This is a genomic window from Pseudomonas sp. COW5, from assembly GCF_026240005.1.
Lineage (GTDB): Bacteria > Pseudomonadota > Gammaproteobacteria > Pseudomonadales > Pseudomonadaceae > Aquipseudomonas > Aquipseudomonas kribbensis.
Map to the genome: position 1 here is coordinate 4027814 of NZ_JAPHVP010000001.1, position 22293 is coordinate 4050106.

A 22293-nucleotide genomic window follows, 5' to 3' on the forward strand; every position below is an offset into this window, starting at 1 on the left:
CTAGAACTCCAGTTCGGCGCTGAAATACATCACTCGGCGTTCGTCGTAATTGTTGTCGACGAACGTGGTCGGCTCATTGTCCAGACGCTGTTGCAGCACGCCGGCCAGTTGCAGTTGGGCCTTGCCCAGCGGGATGCGTTTGGCGATGCGCGTGTCGACCCGCTCGAAGCGATAACCGTTGAGTGCATTGTCGCCGTAATAGAAGAGGGCGCTGTTCCAGCCCTGGCCCCAATCGCGCAGCCAGCCGGCCGAGCCGCTGTTGCGCGCGGTGAACTGCTGGTCCAGCGGGTTGCTCGCCTCGGCGTCGACGTAGGCATAGGTCAGGCGCAGTCGATCGGCCGCACTCAGGCGCCAGTCCAGCTGGGTTTCGGTGCCGCGAAAGCGTGAATCGTTGGCGTTGCTGGCGATGTACTGGTTGTTGCGCAGCGGCTCGCTGATCATCCCGGTGATTTCGTCGTAGAACAGCTTCACGTCCAGCGCCAGGCCCCATTCCGGGAAAAATCCGTTGTAGCCCAGTTCCCGCGAGCGCATGTGTTCCTGGTCCAGATCTCCGGGGCCCCGGGTCTTGACGAAGTAACGGGCCGAATACTGGCCGTAGGCGGAGGGGCGCAGGTTGGTCACCTGATAACTCCAGTTGACGTTGTTCTCGAACATGTCCGGCGAGCGGATCGCTTCCGAGTACACCGCACGCAGGCTGTGGCGCGGGTTGATCAGGTAATTGACGGCAAACCTGGGCGTCAGCGAACTGCCGATCAACTGAGTGTTTTCAAACATGGCACCGCCCTGCAACAGCCAGTGTTCGCTGGCGCGCCACTCCAGTTGGCCGAACGCGCGCCATGTGGTGTCGTCCAGGGTTCCGTTAAAATAGGTCTCGGAATCGGCCCGGTCGTAACGATAGTTCAGGCCGCTGACCAGACGCAGACTGTCGGACAGGCTGAGGGTGTCCTGCAACTCCAGGTCATAGCGCGATTCCCGGGCACTCTGGTCGATGTCGCCGCACAGGGTCCGGCTGGCGCCGTTACGCCATTGGTCTAGTACTTGATTGGCCAGGGCCATTTCCGTGGGTGTGCCGGGTGCAGCACCTGGCCCGATGAAGCGGGTGATGTTGCGCGCCAGTTGCTCGGTGTAGTTCGGGTTGAGTTGCCACAACTGCGTAAGCTGGGGGCTGAATGACACCTCGGCATCGCAGGCGCGCCAGGTCTGCTGACGGTCCCAGTGTTGCGCGGAGCCTTGTACGTAAAGGCTGTGATCGGGGTTGATGTCCAGATTCCAGCGCACCGAACCGGCGTAATCCTTGGCGATCACGTCGGAATTGTTCCCGGCGGCGGTAATCCCGGAGAACACCGGGCGGTAGGTATAAGGCCGCTGGTTGGTTCCGTCCTTGGCGTTGAGTTGCCAGTCCACGCTCTGGTTGTCGCTGAGGGTCTGGCTGACCGCAAGGCTGAAGCGGTTCAAGCGGCGGCTGTCGCGGTAATCGGCGCCGGTTCGGTCGCTGTCGAAACCGTCATCTTCCTGGCCGGACAACGACAGACGCAGGTCGCCGCCATTCCAGCCTGTGCCCTGGCTGGCATAGAAGTCGTTGATGCCGCGTTGGCCACGGGTGATTTTCAACCGTGTGCCGTGGCTGTCGGCCGGGTTGCGGGTGATGATGTTGACCACCGCCATCAGCGCGTTGGCGCCATAGCTGACAGTGTTCGGGCCGCGAAAGACTTCGATGCGCTCGATATCTTCCATAGCCACCGGAATGTCGCTCCAGTCCACCGTGGCCAGCCCGGCGCGGTACACCGAGCGGCCGTCGATCAGTACCTGCATGCGCCGTGCTTCGGTGGCGTTGGTGCCGTGATAGTTCACAACCGCCTGATTGCCGCTGATGTTGCCGACCATCATCCCCGGCACCAGGCGCAGCAGCTCGCTGATGTCGCGGGCACCGCTGGCGTTGATCAGTTCGCTGTCGAGCACGGTCATGCTGCCGGGGACTTCCGCCGGCGACTGTTTCAGGCGCGTGGCCGTGAGGATCTGGGGCAAGGCCTCGCTGTCGAGAAACAGGTCGTCCGCCAGCAACATCGGGCTGAACAGCAGCGCCAACAGCAAGGACGAACGCGGGGAGGGAGTGCCAGAAAACACGACGCAGCCTTGATAGCAAAGAATTGGCGCGCATGTTAACCGAGGACAGTGACTTTTCCAGTCACGTTGCGGGCATTTTCCTCGGTTTTATTGGTCTTCTTCCTACAAGTGTCGGTAATTGACGTCGGGGCTGTCCGAGAAGGGGCCGCTCCGTATAATGCCCGCATCGCCACTGGTATGGATTAACGGATTACATATGACTGAACAGCGCCCGATTGCGGTCCTGGGAGGCGGAAGTTTCGGTACCGCCGTGGCCAATCTGTTGGCCGAGAACGGCCATCAAGTCCGGCAGTGGATGCGTGACCCCGAACAGGCCGAGGCCATCCGGGTCAATCGCGAAAACCCGCGTTATCTCAAAGGCATCAAGATTCTGCCGGGCGTGACGGCCGTCACCGACCTGCAGGAAACCCTCGATGCCTGCGAGTTGTGCTTCGTCGCGTTGCCATCGAGCGCACTGCGCACGGTATTGGCGGCGCATGCCGAGCGCCTGAGCGGCAAGATGCTGGTCAGCCTTACCAAAGGCATCGAAGCCCACACCTTCAAACTGATGAGCCAGATCCTCGAAGAAATCGCCCCGCAGGCGCGCATCGGCGTGCTGTCCGGGCCGAACCTGGCGCGGGAGATCGCCGAGCACGCGCTGACCGCCACGGTGGTCGCCAGTGAAGACGAAGAACTGTGCAAAGAAGTACAGGCCGCGCTGCATGGCCGTACCTTCCGCGTCTACGCCAGTGCCGACCGCTTTGGCGTGGAGCTGGGCGGCGCGCTGAAAAACGTCTACGCGATCATTGCCGGCATGGCGGTGGCGCTGGAGATGGGCGAGAACACCAAGAGCATGTTGATCACTCGCGCCCTGGCCGAAATGACCCGGTTTGCGGTGAATCAGGGCGCCAACCCGATGACCTTCCTCGGCCTGGCTGGAGTCGGCGACCTGATCGTCACCTGCTCGTCGCCGAAGAGCCGTAACTATCAGGTAGGTTTCGCTCTGGGTCAGGGTTTGAGTCTCGATGAAGCGGTGTCGCGCCTTGGTGAAGTGGCCGAAGGGGTCAACACCCTGAAAGTGCTCAAGGCCAAGGCCCAGGAAGTCGGCGTGTACATGCCGCTGGTCGCCGGGCTCCACGCGATCCTGTTCGAAGGGCGCACGCTGGAGCAGGTGATCGGCCTGTTGATGCGCGCCGAGCCGAAGACCGATGTCGACTTCATTTCCACCAGTGGTTTCAACTGATTGCCTTTTATTTCAGGGCAGGGGAGCTAGACATGAACGATCCGAAAACCGAAGCCAAGTACGAATCCATCCTGCTGCGGGTGTTGTGGATGATCGTCTACATCGTGGTCTGGCAAGTGGCGCAGTTCATCCTCGGTGCGGTGGTGCTGGTGCAACTGATCTATCGTTTGATCTATGGCGCCCCGAGCGCCGGTCTGATGAATTTCGGCGACAGCCTGAGCCAGTTCCTGGCCCAGATCGGCCGGTTCGGCAGTTTCCACAGCGACCAGAAACCCTGGCCGTTCGCCGACTGGCCGGCGCCGCGTACCCCGGAAGGTGAAGCGCCACACGTTGTCGCGCCGGCACCGCATCCGGCCCGGGATGAGGAACCCAAGCTATGAAACTCTGGGTATTGCGTCACGGCGAGGCCGAGCCTTATGGCTCGCGCCCCGATTCGGAGCGGGAACTGACCGCTCACGGCCGCAAGGAAGTGCTCAGCAGCGCCGCCCGATTGATGGGCCAGCCACTGACGGCGATCTACGCCAGCCCGTACTTGCGAGCGCAGCAGACTGCGCAGCTGGTGCGCGAGGCGCTGGGTTTCGAGCCGGAGATCCGCACGGTCGAATGGCTGACCCCGGAGGTTGATCCGGATCGAGTCGCCGAGCAACTGGTGTCGGTGAGCAATGTGCTGCTGGTCAGCCACAATCCGCTGGTCGGGCATCTGCTCAGCTACCTGCAACACGGCGCCGGTTATCCGCCGGAAAAGGTCAGCACCGCCGGGCTGGCCGAGCTTGAGCACAGCGAATTGCTGATCGGCTCGATGACGCTCAACAGCCTCAAACATCCGTGAAATTTTTTGTATGAAATAGTCAACCAAGCACTTGCTTGGTTGACTACGCTTGCTCCATCCCAAAAAGAAAGGAGCGAGTCGCATGTCTGCTGCTTTTCGATTGCCGCTGGACGTGTTCTACGAACGCGAGGCCCGGCACCCGCGCCAACGCTTTCTGGTGCAGCCCATTGGCGGCGGGCAGGTCGAGACGCTGACCTGGGCCGACGTCGGCCATCAGGCCCGCTGCGCCGCGCACTGGTTGCGCTCCCGGGAGTTGCCCCAGGGCAGCCACATCGCACTGATCTCGAAAAACTGCGCTCACTGGATCATCGCCGACCTGGCGATCTGGATGGCCGGGCATGTTTCCGTGCCGCTCTATCCCAACCTTACCGCCGACTCGGTCAATCAGGTCCTCAGCCATTCCGAAAGCGTCTTGGCCTTCGTCGGCAAACTGGATGACTGGCCGGGCATGTCGGTGGGTGTGCCGGCGGATCTGCCGACCATCAGCCTGCCGCTGCATCCGCCGGGCGAGTTCGATTTCAACTGGGGCGACCTGCAACGTTATTCACCGATCCAGGACGATCCGCGACCTGCCGCCGAGCAACTGGCGACCATCATCTACACCTCCGGCACCACCGGCCTGCCCAAAGGCGTGATGCACAGTTTTGCCAATCTCGGTTTTGCCACCACCCGTGGCACGCAATTGTTCGGTCTCAATGAAAACGACCGGCTGCTGTCCTATTTGCCGCTATGCCATGTGGCTGAACGGATGTTCGTCGAACTGGCGTCGATCTATACGGGGCAGACGGTTTTCTTTGCCGAGAGTCTTGATACCTTTCTCGACGATCTGAGACGGGCGCGGCCCACGGCGATGTTTGGCGTGCCGAGGATCTGGACCAAATTCCAGATGGGCGTCTACAGCAAGATCCCGGCGAAACGCCTGGATTTCCTCCTCGGTCTGCCCTTTATCGGCAAACGGATCGGCCACAAGGTGCTGGCCGGATTGGGGCTGGATGCCCTGCGCGTGGCGCTGTCCGGAGCGGCGCCGGTGCCGCTGACCTTGTTGTGCTGGTATCAGAAACTCGGGCTCGACGTGCTGGAGGTCTACGGGATGACCGAGAGCTGCGGCTATTCGCATATCTGCCTGCCGGGGCAATACAAGGAAGGCTGGATCGGCCGGCCATGTCCTGATGTCGAGGTGCGAATCGACGAGTCCGGCGAAGTGCAGGTGCGCAGCCAGGCCAACATGCTGGGCTATTTCAAGGAACCGCAGAAAACCGCCGAGACCTTGACCGCCGACGGCTTCCTGCGCACCGGCGACAAGGGCGAACAGGACGCCGAGGGTCGCTTGCGCCTGACCGGGCGGCTCAAGGAAATCTTCAAGACCAGCAAAGGCAAATATGTCGCTCCGGCACCGATTGAAAACCGCCTCGCCGTGCATACCCGGATCGAGCAGGTCTGCGTGGTCGGCGATGGTCTGAGCGCACCGCTGGGCCTGTGTGTGATCTCGGCAGCCGGGCATGAAGACGCACGACCGCAACTACATTCGAGCCTGGAAAAACTGCTGGAGGAGGTCAACGCCGTGCTCGACAAGCACGAACGGCTGCGCCGTCTGGTGGTGGTCAAGGACAGCTGGGCGGTGGAAAACGGCTTCCTCACGCCGACTCTGAAGATCAAGCGCAACGTCATCGAAGACACCTACGGCGCGCGCTTCGAAGAATGGAGCGAGCGCAGCGAGGCGGTGCTGTGGCAGGATTGAGCGACGATCAAAACAACAAAGGAAGCCTGCGATGACCTTGTGGCGCACCACTCCCAACATCGAGCAGTTGAACGCAATCCAGAAAAACACCATCGGCGAAGTGCTGGACATCCGCTTCGAGTCCTTCGACGAGGAGTCGCTGACAGCCAGCATGGTCATCGACCATCGCACCCATCAGCCTTACGGCCTGCTGCACGGCGGCGCCTCGGTGGTGCTGGCTGAAACCGTCGGCTCCATGGCCAGTTACCTGTGCATCGATGCCAGCAAATTCTATTGCGTGGGCCTGGAAATCAACGCCAACCACCTGCGCGGCCTGCGCAGCGGCCGGGTGACGGCGGTGGCCAAGCCGATTCACATTGGCCGCACGACCCATGTCTGGGACATCCGCCTGACCAGCGATGAGGGCAAGGCCAGTTGTGTGTCTCGGTTGACCATGGCAGTGGTGCCGCTGGGCGAGCAACCTCCGGCACGCTGACCGATCCGTCATAGCCTTGACCGGACTGTCATCATTCCTGGCAGTTACGGTCATTGCTGTGATGCGCGGTCTTACGGACAATCAACGCCACGTTTACCGCCCATGGATTTGCCCGTATGTCGCAACCGATCTTCTTCGCCCACGCCAATGGTTTCCCTTCCGGCACCTACGGCAAGCTGTTCTCGGCGCTGGCGCCCGAGTTCCGGGTGACGCATCTGGAGCAGCATGCCCACGATCCGCGTTTCCCGGCGGGTGACAACTGGTACCACCTGGTCGACGAGCTGATTCACCACCTGCAACAACAGGACGAGCCGGTGTGGGGCGTTGGCCATTCCTTCGGCGGAATGCTGCACCTGCACGCCGCACTGCGTTGCCCTGAGCTGTATCGCGGGGTGGTGATGCTCGATTCGCCGGTGCTGACCCGCACCGATCGCTGGGTGATCCGCGCAGCGAAGCGTTTTGGCTTCATCGATAAACTCACTCCGGCCGGTCGCACATTGGGACGACGCGAAGAATTCGCCGACCTCGACAGTGCCCGCAGCTACTTTGCCGGCAAGACCCTGTTCCGCGGATTCGATCCAGAATGCTTCGACGCCTACCTGCAACACGGCTTGCACCAGGTTGGCGACAAGCTGCGCCTGCGCTTCGATCCCGCAACCGAGATCAGCATCTATCGCGGCGTGCCGCACACCAGTCCTGCTCATACCCGGCAATTGAAAGTACCGCTGGCGGTGGTGCGCGGGCACAAGAGTCGCGTGGTGATGAACCATCACACCCGGTTCGTCGGGCGACTGCCTCAGGGCGAGTCGCTGACCGTGCCCGGCGGCCACATGTTTCCCCTTGAGCGGCCGCAGGACACTGCACAACTGCTGAAGAACCTGTTCACTCGCTGGGAAAACCGCCAGCACAAGGATTGCGCATGAGCCCGGCGGTCGAAGAAGTGCGTTTGAGCCTGCCGCATATCGAGCTGGCGGCACACATTTTCGGCCCGGAAGACGGGTTGCCGGTGATTGCCCTGCATGGCTGGCTGGATAACGCCAACAGCTTCGCTCGCCTGGCGCCGAAGCTCAAAGGCTTGCGCATTGTTGCGCTGGACATGGCCGGCCACGGTCACTCGGCGCATCGTCCGGACGGCGCAGGTTACGCCTTGTGGGACTACGCCCATGACGTGCTGCAAGTCGCCGAACAACTGGGCTGGCAGCGCTTCGGCCTGCTCGGGCATTCACTGGGGGCGATCGTTTCGCTGGTGCTGGCAGGGTCGTTGCCGGAGCGCATCACCCATCTGGCATTGATCGACGGGGTGATTCCTCCCACAGATAAAGGCGAAAACGCCGCCGAACGCATGGGCATGGCCCTGCAGGCACAGCTTGATTTGCGGGAAAAACGCAAACCGGTCTACGCCACCCTCGACCGGGCTATCGAAGTGCGCATGAAAGGCCTGGTGGCGGTGAGTCGTGAAGCCGCCGAACTGCTGGCACAACGCGGCCTGATGCCGGTGCCCGGCGGTTACACCTGGCGCACCGACAACCGTCTGACCCTGCCATCGCCGCTGCGCCTTACTCAGGAACAGGCGATGGCCTTCATCCAGCGGATCGCCTGTCCCGCACAATTGGTGGTGGCAGCCGACGGCATGCTGGCCAAACACCCCGAGCTGCTGGAGCGTCTACCCTTTAGCCGGGAACAGCTGCCGGGCGGGCACCATCTGCACCTGAACGATGAGTCGGGTGCGGTTCTTGTCGCAGACTGTTTCAATCGGTTCTTCGCCATTCCTTGACTTGCCCCGGGCAACTGTCGAGGCTGGGCGGGTTGAAATGGGAGACAACCACAATGGATTTCTACACCGCTGCGAACCCGAATAGCCAGAAAGGCGCCCCGGCCATGCCGATCCGATGAGCCTGTCCATGCGATCTTTCAGTCTGCTGGCGCTGTGCTGTTTCAGTCCCGTGTTGCTCGCTGCCGACCTGCCGGGCAGTCAGGATCTGCCGATCGTGCCGCGTCTGGCCGATGCACACATCGTCGACTATCGTCCGGCCGCGACGCTGGAGCGGATCTACCCGATGGGCTCGATCCGCAAGATCAGCGGCCAGCTGCGTTTCGACGGTCAGGTCGGCGCCCGGGGCCAGACCACCTCGGTCACCTATGAACTTCCGCCCGAACATTCCGCCAACGAAGCCTTCACCGTCGCCCGCGAGGCCCTGCAAAAACAGGACTCCGAGCTGTTGTTCTGGTGTCAGGCCAGGGATTGCGGCGAAAGCAGCCTGTGGGCCAACGAAGTGTTCGGCAATGCCAAGCTGTACGGTGCCGACGAACAGCAGGCCTATCTGCTGCTGAGGCTCGCGGCACCTCGCGACAATACGCTGGTGGCGCTGTACAGCATCACTCGCGGCAATCGCAAAGCCTATCTGCACGTCGAGCAATTCGAAGCCTCCACGCCGTTGGGGGAGCTGCTGCCGACATCGGCGACCCTTTTGCGCCAGTTGAAAGACACCGGCGAGCTGAAATTACCGAAACTGAGCGGCGATCCGGATGACACCTGGCTGCGTCTGCTGTCCCGTGGCCTGAACCTCGACACGACGTTGCGGGTCACTGTTTCCGGGCTCAAGGCCGAAGCCTGGCGTCAGGCGTTGATCACGCAGGGTGTGCGGGCTGCTCGCATGGAGACCGGCAATGTCGAAGGTGCCGGCCTGCGCATCGATCTGTTGCGGTAAGGTGTCTCGGGCGGACACGCCCGGCGTGTTCGCCTACTCTTTGCCTGACTGACTTTTTCGAGATTTCACATGCCCAATAATGATCGTCTGCTGGTGCAGATCCTGTTGCTGGTGCTGTTCGGTGCCAGTTTCTGGGTGATGGCGCCGTTCTGGTCGGCGCTGTTCTGGGGCGCGGTGCTGGCATTTGCCAGTTGGCCGTTGATGCGCCTGCTGACGCGCTGGCTCGGCGGCCGCGAATCTCTGGCGGCAAGCATCCTGACCCTGGGCTGGATGCTGCTGGTGGCGGCACCGCTGGTATGGCTGGGGTTCAACCTGGCCGATCACGTGCGCGATGCCACGGTGTTCATCAAGGATGTGCAGGTCGACGGCCTGCCGGAAGCGCCGGCCTGGCTCGGCACGATTCCGCTGGTGGGGGAGCGGCTGGTCGGTTTCTGGAACAGTGTCGATCAGCAGGGGGCGGCGTTGATGGTGTCGCTCAAGCCTTATCTGGGGCAGGTCGGCAACTGGCTGCTGGCGCGCAGTGCGCAGATTGGCGGCGGAATTCTCGAGCTGACCCTGAGCATTGTCTTCGTATTCTTTTTCTACCGTGACGGGCCGCGGCTGGCGGCGTTCGTGCACAGCCTGCTGGAGCGCTTGATCGGCGACCGTGCCGGGTATTACATCGAACTGGTGGCCGGTACGGTGCAGCGGGTGGTGAACGGGGTGATCGGTACGGCGGCGGCGCAGGCGATCCTGGCGCTCATCGGGTTCCTGATTGCCGGGGTGCCGGGGGCTTTGGTGCTGGGGATCGTGACGTTCCTGCTCAGTCTGATTCCGATGGGACCGCCGCTGGTGTGGATTCCTGCCACGGCCTGGCTGGCCTGGAAGGGCGAGTACGGGATGGCGGTGTTTCTCGGGATCTGGGGGACGTTCATTATCAGTGGCGTGGACAACGTGCTCAAGCCGTATCTGATCAGCCGTGGCGGGAATCTGCCGTTGGTGATTGTGTTGCTCGGGGTGTTTGGCGGGTTGATTGCGTTCGGGTTTATCGGGTTGTTTATCGGGCCTACGCTTTTGGCGGTGGCTTATAGTTTGTTGACGGATTGGAGCAAGAGTCAGGGGCGGGTTTGATGTTTTTGCCTTGGCGGCCTCGGGGCCGACCAGGCTTTGGGTGTTAGGTGTGTATATCCGTTTCTTCGGGGGTTGCGGCTGGCGGTTCCGCTCTTACAGCGGGTTACTTTTGACAAACGCCCGGAATGCCGGCCCAGCCAAAAGTAACCAAAAAGTCTTGCCCCAACGTTCGGCGCCTCGCTGCGGCTCGGCGTCCCTTCGCTCCGGGATTCATCCGGGGGCATCGCCTCCGGTTTGCTTCGCTGCACCTCCTCTCGATGTGTTTGGCTTCGCCAAACGGCGCTTCGCGCCCACCCCCGGATAAATCCCTCCACTCAGCCTCTCAACGGGGCCGGTACGTCAAAAGCGGTACTTGAGCTAACGCTCATCGTGTTGAGTGGTGGGAAGCCAAGGCCAAAGCCAAAGCAGAAGCAGAGGTAGAGGTAGAGGTAGAGGAGGCTGGTGCGGGATGTTTGCGTTTAAAGACCCGAGTTCACCTCGGTATGTCACGTTGGCGTACCTCCCCCAAACAACTCGGTCAGTCCCCTCTCCCTTTGGGCGGTCCGACGTTTCGGGAGGGCTAGGGTGAGGGGCTGTCTAACTGGCACACCACAGATCAATGGCAATCCACTAACCGGGCAAGCTCCATTCACTCCCGGTCTCCAGACCGGAAGTGAATCCCTCACCCGATCACTCAAGTCGCCACATTCAAATACTTGCCCACCGACGCCGTACTATCGAGCGAATACTGCTTGCTCAGATTGGCAATCATCCGGTTCAACGCTTCGGTCGTGGTTTGAGTGGCACTGGCTGTCTGTTCATCGTCAGGGCGTTCGCGACCTGCGTGAAGTGCGGCCTTCAACTCATCACTGCTCACGCCACCACTGCTGTCGCTATCCAGCACCTTGAGCAGCGCCGCGCTGGTGTCGTTGCTGGAGGATGATGTGCTGTCGCTGGCTTGCAACTCGCTGCTCAACTCGGTCGCCGTCACATTGCCGTCGCCGTCCGCATCGAGCTGGCTGAACAGTTCGTCACTGGAAACGCGGGGTGGTGGGGGTGGCGGGGTGAGGCTGGCGGTGAGTTCGTCCTGGCTGACGACGCCGTCCTTGTTCTTGTCCAGGGCCGAGAAGATTTTGCTGCTGTCGGCGGTGCTGCCGGCGCTGGTCAGGCCGCTGCTCAGTTCGTCACCGCTGATGGCGCCGTCGCCGTCGGTGTCCAGGGCTTTGATCAGGGCGTCGGCCAGGTCGGTGTCGGGGGCCTGGTTGTGGTCGGGTGGTGGCGGTGGGGCCATGGCGGCCATTTCTTCGGCGCTGAGGCTGCCGTTGCTGTCGCTGTCCAGTTCACCGAATTGTTTGCTGAGGTTGACCAATAAACCATCGCTGGATTTTTGCGACAGGGCGCTGTTCAGTTCGTCCTGATCTACCGCGCCATCGCCGTTGCTGTCGAGTCTGGCGAACAGTTCCTTTTGCAGTTGCTGGCTGCGGGCGTTTTGTGTGGAAGTGCTGCTGGTGCTGGTATAGCTCGTGTAGTTGCTGACGCTACCGATCATGGGCTCACTCCTTGTAATGGAAAACCGGTTCATGAACCGGCGCTTGCAGACTCAAGGCGTGAGGTGTCGCAGGTATATGGGTTTTGTACCGGACGGTACACAGTCGGGCTTATAGTCGTGGCAGGCGAATCACGGCGGTGAGGCCGCCGCCAAGCGTCTCTTCGAGGTTCAACTGGCCACCCTGGCGTTGCGCGGCTTCCCGGGCGATGGTCATGCCCAGGCCGACGCCGCCGGAGTTGCGGTTGCGTGAGCCTTCCAGGCGGAAAAACGGCTCGAACACGGCTTCGCGTTTGTCCGCGGCGATGCCCGGGCCGCGGTCGATGACGCGGATCAGCAGGTGTTCGCGCTGATCCTGCAGTTCGATATGTGCTTGCCCGGCGTAGCGCAAGGCGTTGTCCATCAGGTTGTTGATGCATGAACGTAGGGCCATTGGCTGAACCGCCAGGGGGGCGCAATGGCCGCTGACCTGCACGTCGGCGCCCTGATCCTGGGCGTTCTCGCACAGAGATTCGACCAGCGCCTGCACGTCCATCATCTGTAGCGCTTCGCTGGTGCGCTGTTCGTGCAGGTAGGTGAGGGTGGCGTCAAGCATGCCGATCATGTCGTTCAGGTCCTGACGCATTTGGCCTTGCAGCTTGTCGTCCTCGATCTGTTCCAGACGCAGCTTGAGCCGCGACAGTGGCGTGCGCAGGTCATGGGACACGGCGCCGAGCATGCGCGCGCGCTGCTGAACCTGTTCGCGAATCCGCTGCTGCATCAGGTTGAAGGTATGGGCCGCCTGCCGGGCCTCGCGCGGGCCGGACTCTTCCAGCGGCGGGCTGTCGAGGTTTTCGCTGAGGCGTTCGGCGGCGTCGCTCAGGCGCTGGATCGGGCGGCTCAGGAGTTTGGCGCCGTACCAGGCAGCGATCATCAGCGAGATGAACTGAAAGGTCAGTGGCACCAGCGGCCCGCCGAACCAGGGGCGCGGCGGTCGATGGGCGAAGCGCGGATCCGGCGGCGGACGTTGTCCTTCGACGCCCTGGGAAAACTCCGGCGGGGGAGGGGGCGGAGGCGGGCCGTAATGGTGGAACCAGGCGAAGGCCAGCAGGTGCGCCAGGACGATCGCCACGAACAGCACGCCGAACAGGCGGCCGAACAGCGTGTCGAAGCGCCCTCGCATCAGCCGATGTCCCGTGCGTCGAACAGGTAACCCTCACCGCGTACGGTCTTGATCAACTGCGGGGCTTTCGGGTCGTCGCCGAGTTTTTGCCGCAAACGCGAGACCAGCAGGTCGATGCTGCGGTCGAAGGCCTCGATCGAGCGACCACGGGCGGCGTCCAGTAGCTGTTCGCGGCTGAGCACCCGGCGCGGCCGTTCGATGAACACCCAGAGCAGGCGGAATTCGGCGTTGGATAACGGCACGACCAAACCATCGTCGGCGATCAACTGGCGCAGGACACTGTTCAGGCGCCAGTTGTCGAAGCGAATGTTCGCACGTTGTTCGGTGCGGTCGTCGCGCACACGGCGCAGAATCGTCTGGATTCGTGCCACCAGCTCCCGGGGCTCGAACGGTTTGGCCATGTAGTCATCGGCACCCAGTTCCAGGCCGATGATCCGGTCGGTGGGTTCGCAACGGGCGGTGAGCATAAGGATCGGGATGTCCGATTCGGCGCGCAGCCAGCGGCACAACGACAGGCCGTCTTCGCCGGGCAGCATCAGATCGAGCACCACCACATCGAAATGTTCGGCCTGCATCGCCTGACGCATGGCCGCACCGTCGGTGACACCGCTGGCGTGAATGTTGAAGCGGGCCAGATAGTCGATCATCAGTTCGCGGATCGGCACATCATCGTCGACGATCAGTGCGCGGATGCTCCAGCGCTTGTCGTCTTTCTGCTCTTCATTCACGGAGACTTGGGAGTTGTGCATGAGGCTGTTCATCTGCCAGTAAGCCGCCAACCACAAAGATAGGCTGCGAGGTTGTGGTTTCAGCATAGGCGTCCGGCCGTGAGGCGGGAAGGGCTGCTGTAAGGACTTGTTGCGGCTGGCGAGGCTAGCGCGGACGCATGTTGTCGGCGTGTCGGTTGTGTATCGGCTTCGACACAATACCCTGCAAGGCTATGCTGATCACGTCCCGCGCGACGATTTACCGATCATCGGGTGCCGCGCCGCCGCCGGTTCCGCTACAATGCGCGCCGATTTCGACTTGCCTGAGAGCCCATCCATGTCCGCCTGCCAGACTCCTATCATCGTCGCCCTGGATTTCCCCACCCGTGACGCCGCACTGAAGCTGGCCGACCAGTTGGACCCGAAACTGTGCCGGGTCAAAGTGGGCAAGGAACTTTTCACCAGCTGCGCCTCGGAAATCGTCGGCACCCTGCGTGACAAGGGTTTTGAGGTATTCCTCGACCTGAAATTCCACGACATTCCCAACACCACGGCGATGGCGGTCAAGGCTGCCGCCGAGATGGGCGTGTGGATGGTCAACGTTCACTGCTCCGGTGGCCTGCGCATGATGGCGGCCTGCCGGGAAGAGCTGGACAAGCGCAACGGTCCGCAACCGTTGCTGATTGGTGTGACCGTGCTGACCAGCATGGAGCGTGAGGATCTGGCCGGTATCGGTCTGGACATCGAGCCGCAGGAGCAGGTGCTGCGCCTGGCAGCACTGGCCGAGAAGGCTGGTATGGACGGACTGGTGTGCTCGGCGCTGGAAGCCACGGCGCTGAAAACCGCGCATCCGTCGCTGCAACTGGTGACGCCGGGCATTCGTCCGGCCGGCAGCGCCCAGGATGACCAGCGTCGCATCCTGACCCCGCGTCAGGCGCTGGATGCCGGTTCCGATTATCTGGTGATCGGCCGTCCGATCAGCCAGGCGGCAGATCCGGCCAAGGCCCTGGCTGCGGTGGTCGCCGAACTGGCCTGACCGAACAGCTGAAGATGCAACGAAGGGAGCCCTATGGCTCCCTTCGTTGTTTTCAGACCTTCAACACCAGCTTGCCGAAGTTTTCGCCGCTGAACAGTTTGCTCAGGGTTTCCGGAAAGGTTTCCAGGCCTTCGACGATGTCTTCCTTGCTCTTGAGCTGCCCCTTGACCATCCAGCCGGCCATTTCCTTGGCGGCGCTGGCGTATTGCGCCGCGTAGTCCATCACCACGAAGCCTTCCATCCGCGCGCGGTTGACCAGCAGCGACAGATAATTGGCCGGGCCTTTGACCGCTTCCTTGTTGTTGTACTGGCTGATGGCGCCGCAGATCACCACGCGTGCCTTGAAGTTCAGGCGGCTCAGCACCGCGTCGAGGATATCGCCGCCGACGTTGTCGAAATACACGTCCACGCCTTTCGGGCATTCGCGTTTAAGGCCGGCCAGCACGTCTTCGCTTTTGTAGTCGACGGCACCGTCGAAGCCCAGTTCATCGAGCAGGAATTTGCATTTGTCGGCACCGCCGGCGATGCCGACTACCCGGCAACCTTTGATCTTGGCGATCTGCCCGGCAATGCTACCGACCGCGCCTGCCGCACCGGACAACACCACGGTATCGCCGGCCTTCGGTGCGCCGACATCGAGCAGGGCGAAGTAGGCGGTCATGCCGGTCATGCCCAATGCGGACAGATAAACCGGCAGCGGTGCCAGTTTCGGATCGACCTTGTAGAAACCTCTTGGCTCGCCGAGGAAGTAATCCTGCACGCCAATGGCACCGTTGACGTAGTCACCGACGGCAAACCCCGGATTGTTTGACGCGACGACTTTGCCTACGCCCAACGCGCGCATGACTTCGCCCAGACCCACCGGCGGGATGTAGGACTTGCCCTCATTCATCCAGCCGCGCATGGCCGGGTCGAGGGACAGGTATTCGTTCTTGACCAGAATCTGCCCCGCCGCCGGCTCGCCGACCGGGACTTCCTGATAGGTGAAGGTCTCGCGGGTGGCAGCGCCCACCGGGCGTTTGGCGAGCAGGAACTGACGATTGGTCTGGTTGGTCATGACAGGCACTCGAATTGAATGAAGCCTTGTTGATAGACCTTCATGGGCGATGCCGCAAGGTTGGCTCACGGGGCGAATGCAGGCTGATCCAGTACGGTGATAGTGCCCGGCGGGGTTTCATCACTGTGATTCATGAAAGCCTAACCGGCCTTTTGATAGTGCTGACTTCACTTGGGCCCCTGTGGCTATGCTGCCTTCATCAATCCCCCGTATTCGAGGACAAAACAATGAGCATGACGTTTTCCGGTCAGGTCGCCGTCGTCACTGGCGCCGCCAACGGTATCGGTCGCGCGACCGCCCAGGCATTCGCCGCCGAAGGTCTGAAAGTGGTGGTCGCCGATCTGGATGCCGCCGGGGGCGAGGGCACCGTGGCGCTGATTCGTACAGCCGGCGGCGAAGCGACCTTCGTGCGCTGCAACGTGACCGTCGAAAGCGAAGTAAAAAATCTGATGGACGAGGTGATCAAGACCTACGGCCGTCTCGACTATGCCTTCAACAACGCCGGGATCGAAATCGAGAAGGGCAAGCTGGCCGAGGGCTCGATGGATGAGTTCGACGCGATCATGGGCGTCAACGTCAAGGGCGTCTGGCTGTGCATGAAGTACCAGTTGCCGTTGCTGCTGGCCCAGGGCGGCGGGGCGATCGTCAACACCGCGTCGGTTGCCGGGCTGGGTGCTGCGCCGAAGATGAGCATCTACGCCGCCTCCAAACATGCGGTGATCGGTCTGACCAAGTCGGCCGCCATCGAGTACGCCAAGAAGAAAATCCGCGTCAACGCGGTTTGCCCGGCGGTGATCGATACCGACATGTTCCGTCGCGCCTACGAGGCCGACCCGAAGAAGGGCGAATTCGCCAACGCCATGCACCCGGTCGGCCGCATCGGCAAGGTCGAGGAAATTGCCAGCGCTGTGCTGTACCTGTGCAGCGATGGCGCCGCGTTCACCACTGGCCATTCGCTGGCCGTGGACGGAGGCGTGACCGCGTTCTGAAAAGGCATCTGTTGATGCAGGAAAAGACCCGCCCGACAGCGGGTCTTTTCGTCTGTACCTGGTTCCATGTCATTGATAAACAATGTGTTTCAAATAGTTAGAACTGTGGCTTTTGACGGCGTTGTCGCACAGCCTGACCGACGCGGCTGTGATTTACTGCTGCGGGCAAAACGGACAGGAGTTTGTGCACTCATGGAATTGAGAATTGACCGACAGGCAATGGTGCCGGTGGTACAGCAGATTGTGGATGGATTGATCGAGTGGATCGTGCAAGAACAGGTGCCGCCTGCCACGCGCCTGCCATCCATTCGACAGATTGCGCGATTGAATCTGCTCAGCCAGTCGTACGTCATGGAGGCTTGCGAGCGTCTGGTGGCACAGGGTGTTCTGGCCTCTCGGCAAGGGGCGGGGTTCATGGTCGCAAGCACATTGCCGGCGTGTTGCAAGTCGTTCGACAGTCCGGCTTTCGAGGGCGAACGCCATGGCTGTGATACGGATCCGCAATGGCGCGGAGGGTTGAAACTGGGTGACGGGGTTTTGCCCGAGAGCTGGCGAGAGTCCGATGATCTCGCCTATGCAATCCGTCAGGTGGCCCGCACCGACATGGCCAGCCTGTTCAACTACAACACGCCCCTCGGGCTCCCGGCGCTGCGCGAACAGATTGTCAAACGGCTGGGGATGCTCGATATCACCGCCAATGAGGACGCTGTGCTGACAACGGTCGGCGCCAGCCACGGGCTCGATCTGATCGTGCGCACGCTGTTCCGGGCGGGGGATTGTGTGGTGGTGGAAACGCCGGGTTATGCGCCGCTGTTCGATCTCTTGCGGCTGCATGGCGTGCGCATGCTGGAGGTTCGCCGCACGCCTGGCGGGCCGGACCTTGAGGCGCTTGAGGCGTTGTTGCAGCAGTACCGGCCGGCGGCGCTGTTCATCAACAGTCATCACCACAACCCCACGGGGAGTTGTCTGGCGCCGGCCGTGGCGCGACGCATTCTGCAATTGAGCAAAACCTACGACCTGCGGCTGATCGAAGACGACGTCTACGCTGATTTGCATAACGGCAGCGGTACGCGGCTGGCGGCGCTGGATGAAGACGGACGGGTGATTTACGTCGGCAGTTTTTCCAAGACGCTGAGCAGCTCGTTGCGGGCAGGCTTCGTGTTGGCCAGCCACGAGGTGATCGAGCAACTGGCGCGGTTCAAGATGATCAGTTGCATGGGCACTTCAAGGTTCAGCGAGGCCGTTCTGGCGGCGCTGCTGGCCAGCGGCGCGTATCGCAAACTGGTGCAGCGCCAGCGCCAGCGGCTCAATATCGATCGCGCGGCGGCCCTGCAGGCGCTGGAGGATGCCGATTGGGAAGTGTTCGGCAAACCCACCGGAGGGCTGTTCATCTGGGCCCGTTCTCCGCTGGCGAATGACGAGCACCTGCGCAGGCAGGCCTTGCGTCATGGTGTGCAATTGGCATGCGCTTCTTCCTTCAGTCCTAGTGGCGAAGCCAGTGACTGGCAGCGGATCAATGTGGCCTATGCTTGCGATCCGAGGGCGCGGCAGTTCTTTCGCAGTACGGCCGTGGATCGACCTCAAGTGTTCTGAAAACGACGCAGGCCTAGCTTTTTGCCATTATTCCGACGCCAGAGTCTTGTGCTGGTTCATGGCCGTTGCGACTCTTCGGCAACAGACTTTGGCAGGGGACTACGCGCAATGATTTCGGCCGTGCAAGGACGTTTTGCCAACCTCGGTATGGCGAAAAAACTGGGTATCGGGTTTGTGCTGGTATTGCTGTTGACTGCCTTGGTGGCGGCCATCGGCGTCTGGTCCCTGCAGACCATCAGTCAGCGCTTCGACGGGCTCAAACAGATGTCCTCGCTCAACAGCGGCCTGCTGAAAGTGCGCCTGCTGGAGCAGGATTACGCCTTGCACGGCAACCCGAAAACCGCCGATGCCTTGCACGAAGGTGTGGATGGCCTGATCGCCATGGCCGATCAGCTCAAGGCTCAATCGCCGGGCAATGAGTCGGTCATGAACGACGTCCAGCAGTCGCTGGGCGCTTATCGCAAGGCGTTCGATGAGTTCGTGTCGCTGACCCAGGCCAAGGATCTGGCGCTGGAAATGGCCAGTTGGTCGGTGTCCAGTGTCGCCAACAACCTCGACGTCCTGCAGGCCGGGCTTGCCGATGACGGCGCCTATACCCTGAAAGACAGCGAGGGCAAGAACGGAGCGCAGTTCATCGAGCAGGCCAGCCAGGTCAGCCAGGTTTCGCGTTTGATGCTGCAAGCCATGAACGAAGCGCGGGTGCGGCTGGATCAGAGTCGCAAGGGCGATGACAGCGCCAAGGGCAACATCGAACAGGCCGCCCAGGCCCAGACGCAAGCCGAACAACTGAAATCCACGGTCAAGGACGAAGGCTATCTGACGGTTCTCAATGAAGTGTCAGGGCACATCGCCGGATTCAATGACAAGCTCGCCGAGTACACCGGCCTTCTGGCTCAGGAAAAAACCGTCTACGAGCAACTGCATCAGCGTGCCGCTGAGGTGGTGGAGCGGGTTGATCAGGCCTATGTCGCCCAGGACGTCGCGATGCAGGGTGAGCTGAAGAAAAACTCGGTGCTGATCATCGGCTCGTCGGCGCTGGCATTGCTGGTCGGGTTGATTGCGGCTTGGGTGATCACCCGGTTGATCGTCGCGCCGTTGCGCAGCGTGATGCATGTCGCTCAGCGGATCGCCGCCGGTGACTTGAGTGCAACGGTGGAGGTGACGCGGCGTGACGAAATCGGCCAGTTGATGCAGTCCATGCAACAGATGGGCGCGGGCCTCAGCAACATCGTCAGCGGGTTGCAGGCAGGCATTGAACAGCTGGCCAGTTCCGCGCAATCACTGTCGGCGGTGACTGAACAGACCAACCTGGAAGTCAGCAGCCAGAAAGAGGAAACCGAGCAGGTTGCCACGGCCATGAACCAGATGACCGCCACCGTTCACGACGTGGCTCGCAATGCCGAAGAAGCCGCACTTGCGGCGCAGACCGCCGATGGCAAGGTCGAGAGCGGTCAGCAGGTGGTGCGCCAGAGCATGGCGCGGATCGAGCAACTGGCGGATTCGGCGACGTCGGCCAGTTCGAGCATCGAAAGCCTGAGTGCAGAAATCCAGAACATCGGCACGGTGCTCGAAGTCATCAAAAGCGTCGCCGAGCAGACCAATCTGCTGGCACTCAACGCCGCGATCGAGGCGGCGCGGGCGGGCGAGCAGGGCAGGGGCTTTGCGGTGGTTGCCGATGAAGTCAGGGCGTTGGCCCGGCGTACGCAGCAGTCGACCGAAGAGATCGAGCGGCTGGTCAGTGCCTTGCGCTCGGCGGCGCATTCGTCGGTGCAGCAGATTCAGAGCAGTGGCGAACTGGTGAAGCTGGCGGTGAGCGACGCATTGCAGACTGAAAGTGCGCTGGGGAGTATTGCGGCGGCGGTTTCGTTGATTCAGCAGATGAACCAGCAGATTGCGGCGGCGGCCGAGGAACAGAGTTCGGTGGCCGAGGAGATCAATCGCAGTGTGACCAGTATTCGGGCGAGTGCGGATCAGTCGTCGATTGCGATGCGTGGGAATGCGGCTTCGAGTGTTGAGCTGGCGCAGTTGGGGAGTGAGTTGCGGGGGATGGTGGGGCACTTCAGGCTTTGATTTGGGTTTGACCTTGGCGGCCTTTGGGCCGACCAGGTTTTGGGTTGTTTTGGGTGAATATCCGTTGCTTCGGGTGTTGCGGCTGGCGGTTTCGCCCTTACGGCGAGTCCCTTTTGGCAAACGCCCCAAAAGGAACCAAAAGGTCTAGGCCCCGGCGTACGGCACCTCGCTTTGGCTCGGTGTTCCTTCGTTCCGGGATTCATCCGGGGGCATCGCCTCCGGTTTGCTTCGCTGCACCTCCTCTCGATGTGTTTGGCTTCGCCAAACGGCGCTACGCGCCCACCCCCGGATGAATCTCTCCACTCAGCCTTCCGATGGGGCCGGTACGTCAAAAGCGGTACTCGAGCTAACGCTCATCGTGTTGAGTGGTGGAGAGCCAAAGCCAAAGCCAGAGCAGAAGAAGCAGAAGAAGCAGAAGAAACAGAAGAAACAGAAGAAACAGAAGAAGGTGCAGCAGCAGGGGGCGAGTTGCACGCGTTTTAAAACCCGAGTTCAACTCGGTATTTGACGTCGGCGTACCTCTCCCAAACAACTCGGTCAGTCCCCTCTCCCTTAGGGAGAGGGTTAGGGTGAGGGGTGCTTTTGATCTTCTGCTTTGAAGCCAATAAAAAAGCCACCTCTCGGTGGCTTCTCTCTCTGACTGCAATCAGTCGTAAATCACTTTCTTCTTCCAGTCCGCATCCGCCTCGACATCCTTGAGGCCGGCAGTCAGTTGGTTTTCTTCGCCTTCGACCGGGGCGATCTTGTCCATGACCTGGGCGTTGGCGCGGGCCAGGAGTTTTTCCAGGTATTGGAGTTGTTCGGCGTAGATCTGCGGGTCCTGCTGTTTGCGCAGGTATTGCACGCCGCGTTCGAAGGCGAGGCGGGCCTGGCCTGGCTGGTTTTGTTGCAGGGCGTGCTGGCCGAGGTTGTTGAAGAACTCGATGTGCAGCAACACCAGGATATGGCGCACTTCACGGATCCAGTGCTTGGCTTCGTTCGGTGGCAGGAAACCGTCCTGGGCGGCGCGGGTGATCTGGCCGTGGAGGGCTTCGAGGAGGAAGCGCACGTCTTTGGCCTTGGCTTCGGTCTGGATCGGCGCCGGCGGGTTGTTGACCGGGATCGATTCGCCCTGGGCGACGAGGGCGCTCAGTTCGGTGATGCGGGCCTTGGTGGTGGCGCTGGTCTTTTCCAGATTCAGCAGGCGCTGGCAGACGTTCAGTTCCAGGCGCGTCATCAGCAGTTTGAGGGCCGGGGTCATGAACTGGCCGGGGAAGGTTTCGGTCAGTTCGCCACAACGGCGCAGGCGGTCGTTGAGTTCGACCTTGGTGCGGGCCTTCTCCAGTTTGGTGTTTTCCACCACATGGTTCATGTAGCCAATGGCGATCAAGATTGCGATCCCGGCTATGACTAGCAGGGTGATCATGAGTGGTGTCACCGGTAAGACCTCTTTATAGGGTTCGCGTGCGAGTGTAGTAGCTCGGCATATAGGAGCCTAGCGCCGCTCGACGGGTTGGATCAGCGAAGCTTCATCTGTATCGGCCGCAAGCCTGCTTATATAAATGCTGGCCCTTGGGGTACAGATTGCCATCACCTGTGCCGTGGACTATAACGCCTTGGCGAGTGTCGGAATATAGGCGTCAATCGTCGGGCGACGGAAAAGTCCGAATCGGCTCGTAAAGCAGGGCGAAGTCATTGATTTAAATAAATTTATATCAGGGGGTTGACGACCTCCCAATCCATCCATAGAATGCGCGCCACTTGCAGCGTAAAGCACACAGCGAAACGCGGCAGGGAGTGAATGTTGTAGTGTGTCCCCTTCGTCTAGTGGCCTAGGACACCGCCCTTTCACGGCGGTAACAGGGGTTCGAGTCCCCTAGGGGACGCCATTGCGGGAATAGCTCAGTTGGTAGAGCACGACCTTGCCAAGGTCGGGGTCGCGAGTTCGAGTCTCGTTTCCCGCTCCATA

At 61.4% G+C, this 22293-nt stretch carries 20 protein-coding genes and 2 tRNA genes; 16 read left to right on the forward strand and 6 right to left on the reverse strand.

The window, feature by feature from the left end; genetic code table 11:
* On the reverse strand, positions 1-2124 hold the full coding sequence (locus OQ248_RS18370) for a TonB-dependent receptor (RefSeq protein ID WP_265813531.1): 2124 nt from the start codon (positions 2122-2124) through the stop codon (positions 1-3).
* 196 nt (positions 2125-2320) lie between these two features.
* On the opposite strand from OQ248_RS18370, the gene OQ248_RS18375 reads away from it, so the two are divergent.
* The 9 genes from OQ248_RS18375 to OQ248_RS18415 all read left to right on the forward strand — a co-directional run bounded on the left by OQ248_RS18375 (position 2321) and on the right by OQ248_RS18415 (position 10206).
* The gene (locus tag OQ248_RS18375) at positions 2321-3346 is read left to right on the forward strand and encodes an NAD(P)H-dependent glycerol-3-phosphate dehydrogenase (protein WP_114884804.1); all 1026 of its coding nucleotides are present in this window, start codon (positions 2321-2323) and stop codon (positions 3344-3346) included.
* 32 nt (positions 3347-3378) lie between these two features.
* Positions 3379-3726, forward strand: a complete 348-nt coding sequence (locus OQ248_RS18380; protein ID WP_085710971.1) for a DUF4389 domain-containing protein — start codon at positions 3379-3381, stop codon at positions 3724-3726.
* Positions 3723-4175, forward strand: a complete 453-nt coding sequence (gene sixA, locus OQ248_RS18385; RefSeq protein ID WP_085710970.1) for a phosphohistidine phosphatase SixA — start codon at positions 3723-3725, stop codon at positions 4173-4175. The genes OQ248_RS18380 and sixA overlap by 4 nt, the downstream gene beginning before the upstream one ends.
* A gap of 82 nt (positions 4176-4257) precedes the next feature.
* On the forward strand, positions 4258-5913 hold the full coding sequence (locus OQ248_RS18390) for an AMP-binding protein (protein ID WP_265813532.1): 1656 nt from the start codon (positions 4258-4260) through the stop codon (positions 5911-5913).
* Between the two features lie 31 nt (positions 5914-5944).
* Positions 5945-6388, forward strand: coding sequence for a hotdog fold thioesterase (locus OQ248_RS18395; protein WP_007957810.1), 444 nt, complete (start codon positions 5945-5947; stop codon positions 6386-6388).
* A 116-nt stretch (positions 6389-6504) separates the two neighbouring features.
* Positions 6505-7311, forward strand: a complete 807-nt coding sequence (locus OQ248_RS18400; protein WP_265813533.1) for an alpha/beta hydrolase — start codon at positions 6505-6507, stop codon at positions 7309-7311.
* Positions 7308-8162, forward strand: coding sequence for an alpha/beta hydrolase (locus OQ248_RS18405; protein ID WP_265813534.1), 855 nt, complete (start codon positions 7308-7310; stop codon positions 8160-8162). Before OQ248_RS18400 ends, OQ248_RS18405 begins: the two co-directional genes overlap by 4 nt.
* Positions 8163-8289: 127 nt before the next feature.
* The gene (locus OQ248_RS18410; RefSeq protein WP_265813535.1) at positions 8290-9096 is read left to right on the forward strand and encodes a DUF4892 domain-containing protein; all 807 of its coding nucleotides are present in this window, start codon (positions 8290-8292) and stop codon (positions 9094-9096) included.
* A 69-nt stretch (positions 9097-9165) separates the two neighbouring features.
* Positions 9166-10206: an AI-2E family transporter gene (locus OQ248_RS18415; protein WP_114884792.1), complete on the forward strand. Its 1041-nt coding sequence runs from the start codon at positions 9166-9168 to the stop codon at positions 10204-10206.
* A 673-nt stretch (positions 10207-10879) separates the two neighbouring features.
* Here OQ248_RS18415 and xopAW read toward each other — a convergent pair.
* From xopAW to OQ248_RS18430, 3 genes are all read right to left on the reverse strand, one after another.
* A complete protein-coding gene (gene xopAW, locus OQ248_RS18420) occupies positions 10880-11734 on the reverse strand; it encodes a XopAW family type III secretion system calcium-binding effector (protein ID WP_265813536.1) in 855 nt (284 codons plus the stop codon).
* Positions 11735-11843: 109 nt separating this feature from the next.
* Positions 11844-12893, reverse strand: coding sequence for an ATP-binding protein (locus OQ248_RS18425; RefSeq protein ID WP_265813537.1), 1050 nt, complete (start codon positions 12891-12893; stop codon positions 11844-11846).
* Positions 12893-13642 (reverse strand): response regulator, encoded by a 750-nt coding sequence (locus OQ248_RS18430; RefSeq protein ID WP_085710962.1) that lies wholly within the window; start codon positions 13640-13642, stop codon positions 12893-12895. The genes OQ248_RS18425 and OQ248_RS18430 overlap by 1 nt, the downstream gene beginning before the upstream one ends.
* 295 nt (positions 13643-13937) lie before the next feature.
* Between OQ248_RS18430 and pyrF the strand changes: the two genes are divergently transcribed.
* Positions 13938-14636 (forward strand): orotidine-5'-phosphate decarboxylase, encoded by a 699-nt coding sequence (pyrF, locus tag OQ248_RS18435; RefSeq protein WP_265813538.1) that lies wholly within the window; start codon positions 13938-13940, stop codon positions 14634-14636.
* Between the two features lie 52 nt (positions 14637-14688).
* Here pyrF and OQ248_RS18440 read toward each other — a convergent pair whose 3' ends face one another.
* A complete protein-coding gene (locus OQ248_RS18440; protein ID WP_265813539.1) occupies positions 14689-15693 on the reverse strand; it encodes an NADP-dependent oxidoreductase in 1005 nt (334 codons plus the stop codon).
* 227 nt (positions 15694-15920) lie between these two features.
* Here OQ248_RS18440 and OQ248_RS18445 point away from each other — a divergent pair, with 227 nt between their 5' ends.
* The 4 genes from OQ248_RS18445 (at position 15921) to OQ248_RS18460 (ending at position 20853) form a co-directional block, all read left to right on the forward strand.
* A complete protein-coding gene (locus tag OQ248_RS18445) occupies positions 15921-16682 on the forward strand; it encodes an SDR family oxidoreductase (protein ID WP_085710959.1) in 762 nt (253 codons plus the stop codon).
* 192 nt (positions 16683-16874) lie between these two features.
* Positions 16875-18275, forward strand: a complete 1401-nt coding sequence (locus OQ248_RS18450; RefSeq protein ID WP_265813540.1) for a PLP-dependent aminotransferase family protein — start codon at positions 16875-16877, stop codon at positions 18273-18275.
* A 108-nt stretch (positions 18276-18383) separates the two neighbouring features.
* Positions 18384-20345 (forward strand): methyl-accepting chemotaxis protein, encoded by a 1962-nt coding sequence (locus OQ248_RS18455; protein ID WP_265813541.1) that lies wholly within the window; start codon positions 18384-18386, stop codon positions 20343-20345.
* Between the two features lie 289 nt (positions 20346-20634).
* Positions 20635-20853, forward strand: coding sequence for a hypothetical protein (locus OQ248_RS18460; protein WP_265813542.1), 219 nt, complete (start codon positions 20635-20637; stop codon positions 20851-20853).
* Positions 20854-20991: 138 nt separating this feature from the next.
* Here OQ248_RS18460 and OQ248_RS18465 read toward each other — a convergent pair whose 3' ends face one another.
* Positions 20992-21750, reverse strand: a complete 759-nt coding sequence (locus OQ248_RS18465; RefSeq protein WP_065261849.1) for a hypothetical protein — start codon at positions 21748-21750, stop codon at positions 20992-20994.
* Between the two features lie 387 nt (positions 21751-22137).
* Between OQ248_RS18465 and OQ248_RS18470 the strand changes: the two genes are divergently transcribed.
* Together OQ248_RS18470 and OQ248_RS18475 are read left to right on the forward strand one after the other, a co-directional pair.
* Positions 22138-22213 (forward strand) — tRNA-Glu (locus OQ248_RS18470).
* 2 nt (positions 22214-22215) lie between these two features.
* Positions 22216-22291: transfer RNA gene (locus OQ248_RS18475), tRNA-Gly, on the forward strand.
* Positions 22292-22293 lie beyond the last annotated feature (2 nt).

What these genes read in the sequence shown, in the direction of transcription:
- xopAW (WP_265813536.1), bottom strand. Translation starts at nt 11,734, where the DNA reads ATGATCGGTAGCGTCAGCAACTACACGAGCTATACCAGCACCAGCAGC.
- OQ248_RS18440 (WP_265813539.1), bottom strand. Translation starts at nt 15,693, where the DNA reads ATGACCAACCAGACCAATCGTCAGTTCCTGCTCGCCAAACGCCCGGTG.
- OQ248_RS18380 (WP_085710971.1), top strand. Translation starts at nt 3,379, where the DNA reads ATGAACGATCCGAAAACCGAAGCCAAGTACGAATCCATCCTGCTGCGG.
- OQ248_RS18395 (WP_007957810.1), top strand. Translation starts at nt 5,945, where the DNA reads ATGACCTTGTGGCGCACCACTCCCAACATCGAGCAGTTGAACGCAATC.
- OQ248_RS18450 (WP_265813540.1), top strand. Translation starts at nt 16,875, where the DNA reads ATGGAATTGAGAATTGACCGACAGGCAATGGTGCCGGTGGTACAGCAG.
- OQ248_RS18430 (WP_085710962.1), bottom strand. Translation starts at nt 13,642, where the DNA reads ATGCACAACTCCCAAGTCTCCGTGAATGAAGAGCAGAAAGACGACAAG.
- OQ248_RS18460 (WP_265813542.1), top strand. Translation starts at nt 20,635, where the DNA reads ATGAATCTCTCCACTCAGCCTTCCGATGGGGCCGGTACGTCAAAAGCG.
- OQ248_RS18390 (WP_265813532.1), top strand. Translation starts at nt 4,258, where the DNA reads ATGTCTGCTGCTTTTCGATTGCCGCTGGACGTGTTCTACGAACGCGAG.
- OQ248_RS18410 (WP_265813535.1), top strand. Translation starts at nt 8,290, where the DNA reads ATGCGATCTTTCAGTCTGCTGGCGCTGTGCTGTTTCAGTCCCGTGTTG.
- sixA (WP_085710970.1), top strand. Translation starts at nt 3,723, where the DNA reads ATGAAACTCTGGGTATTGCGTCACGGCGAGGCCGAGCCTTATGGCTCG.
- OQ248_RS18405 (WP_265813534.1), top strand. Translation starts at nt 7,308, where the DNA reads ATGAGCCCGGCGGTCGAAGAAGTGCGTTTGAGCCTGCCGCATATCGAG.
- OQ248_RS18465 (WP_065261849.1), bottom strand. Translation starts at nt 21,750, where the DNA reads ATGATCACCCTGCTAGTCATAGCCGGGATCGCAATCTTGATCGCCATT.
- OQ248_RS18400 (WP_265813533.1), top strand. Translation starts at nt 6,505, where the DNA reads ATGTCGCAACCGATCTTCTTCGCCCACGCCAATGGTTTCCCTTCCGGC.
- OQ248_RS18375 (WP_114884804.1), top strand. Translation starts at nt 2,321, where the DNA reads ATGACTGAACAGCGCCCGATTGCGGTCCTGGGAGGCGGAAGTTTCGGT.
- OQ248_RS18425 (WP_265813537.1), bottom strand. Translation starts at nt 12,893, where the DNA reads ATGCGAGGGCGCTTCGACACGCTGTTCGGCCGCCTGTTCGGCGTGCTG.
- OQ248_RS18415 (WP_114884792.1), top strand. Translation starts at nt 9,166, where the DNA reads ATGCCCAATAATGATCGTCTGCTGGTGCAGATCCTGTTGCTGGTGCTG.
- OQ248_RS18445 (WP_085710959.1), top strand. Translation starts at nt 15,921, where the DNA reads ATGAGCATGACGTTTTCCGGTCAGGTCGCCGTCGTCACTGGCGCCGCC.
- pyrF (WP_265813538.1), top strand. Translation starts at nt 13,938, where the DNA reads ATGTCCGCCTGCCAGACTCCTATCATCGTCGCCCTGGATTTCCCCACC.
- OQ248_RS18455 (WP_265813541.1), top strand. Translation starts at nt 18,384, where the DNA reads ATGATTTCGGCCGTGCAAGGACGTTTTGCCAACCTCGGTATGGCGAAA.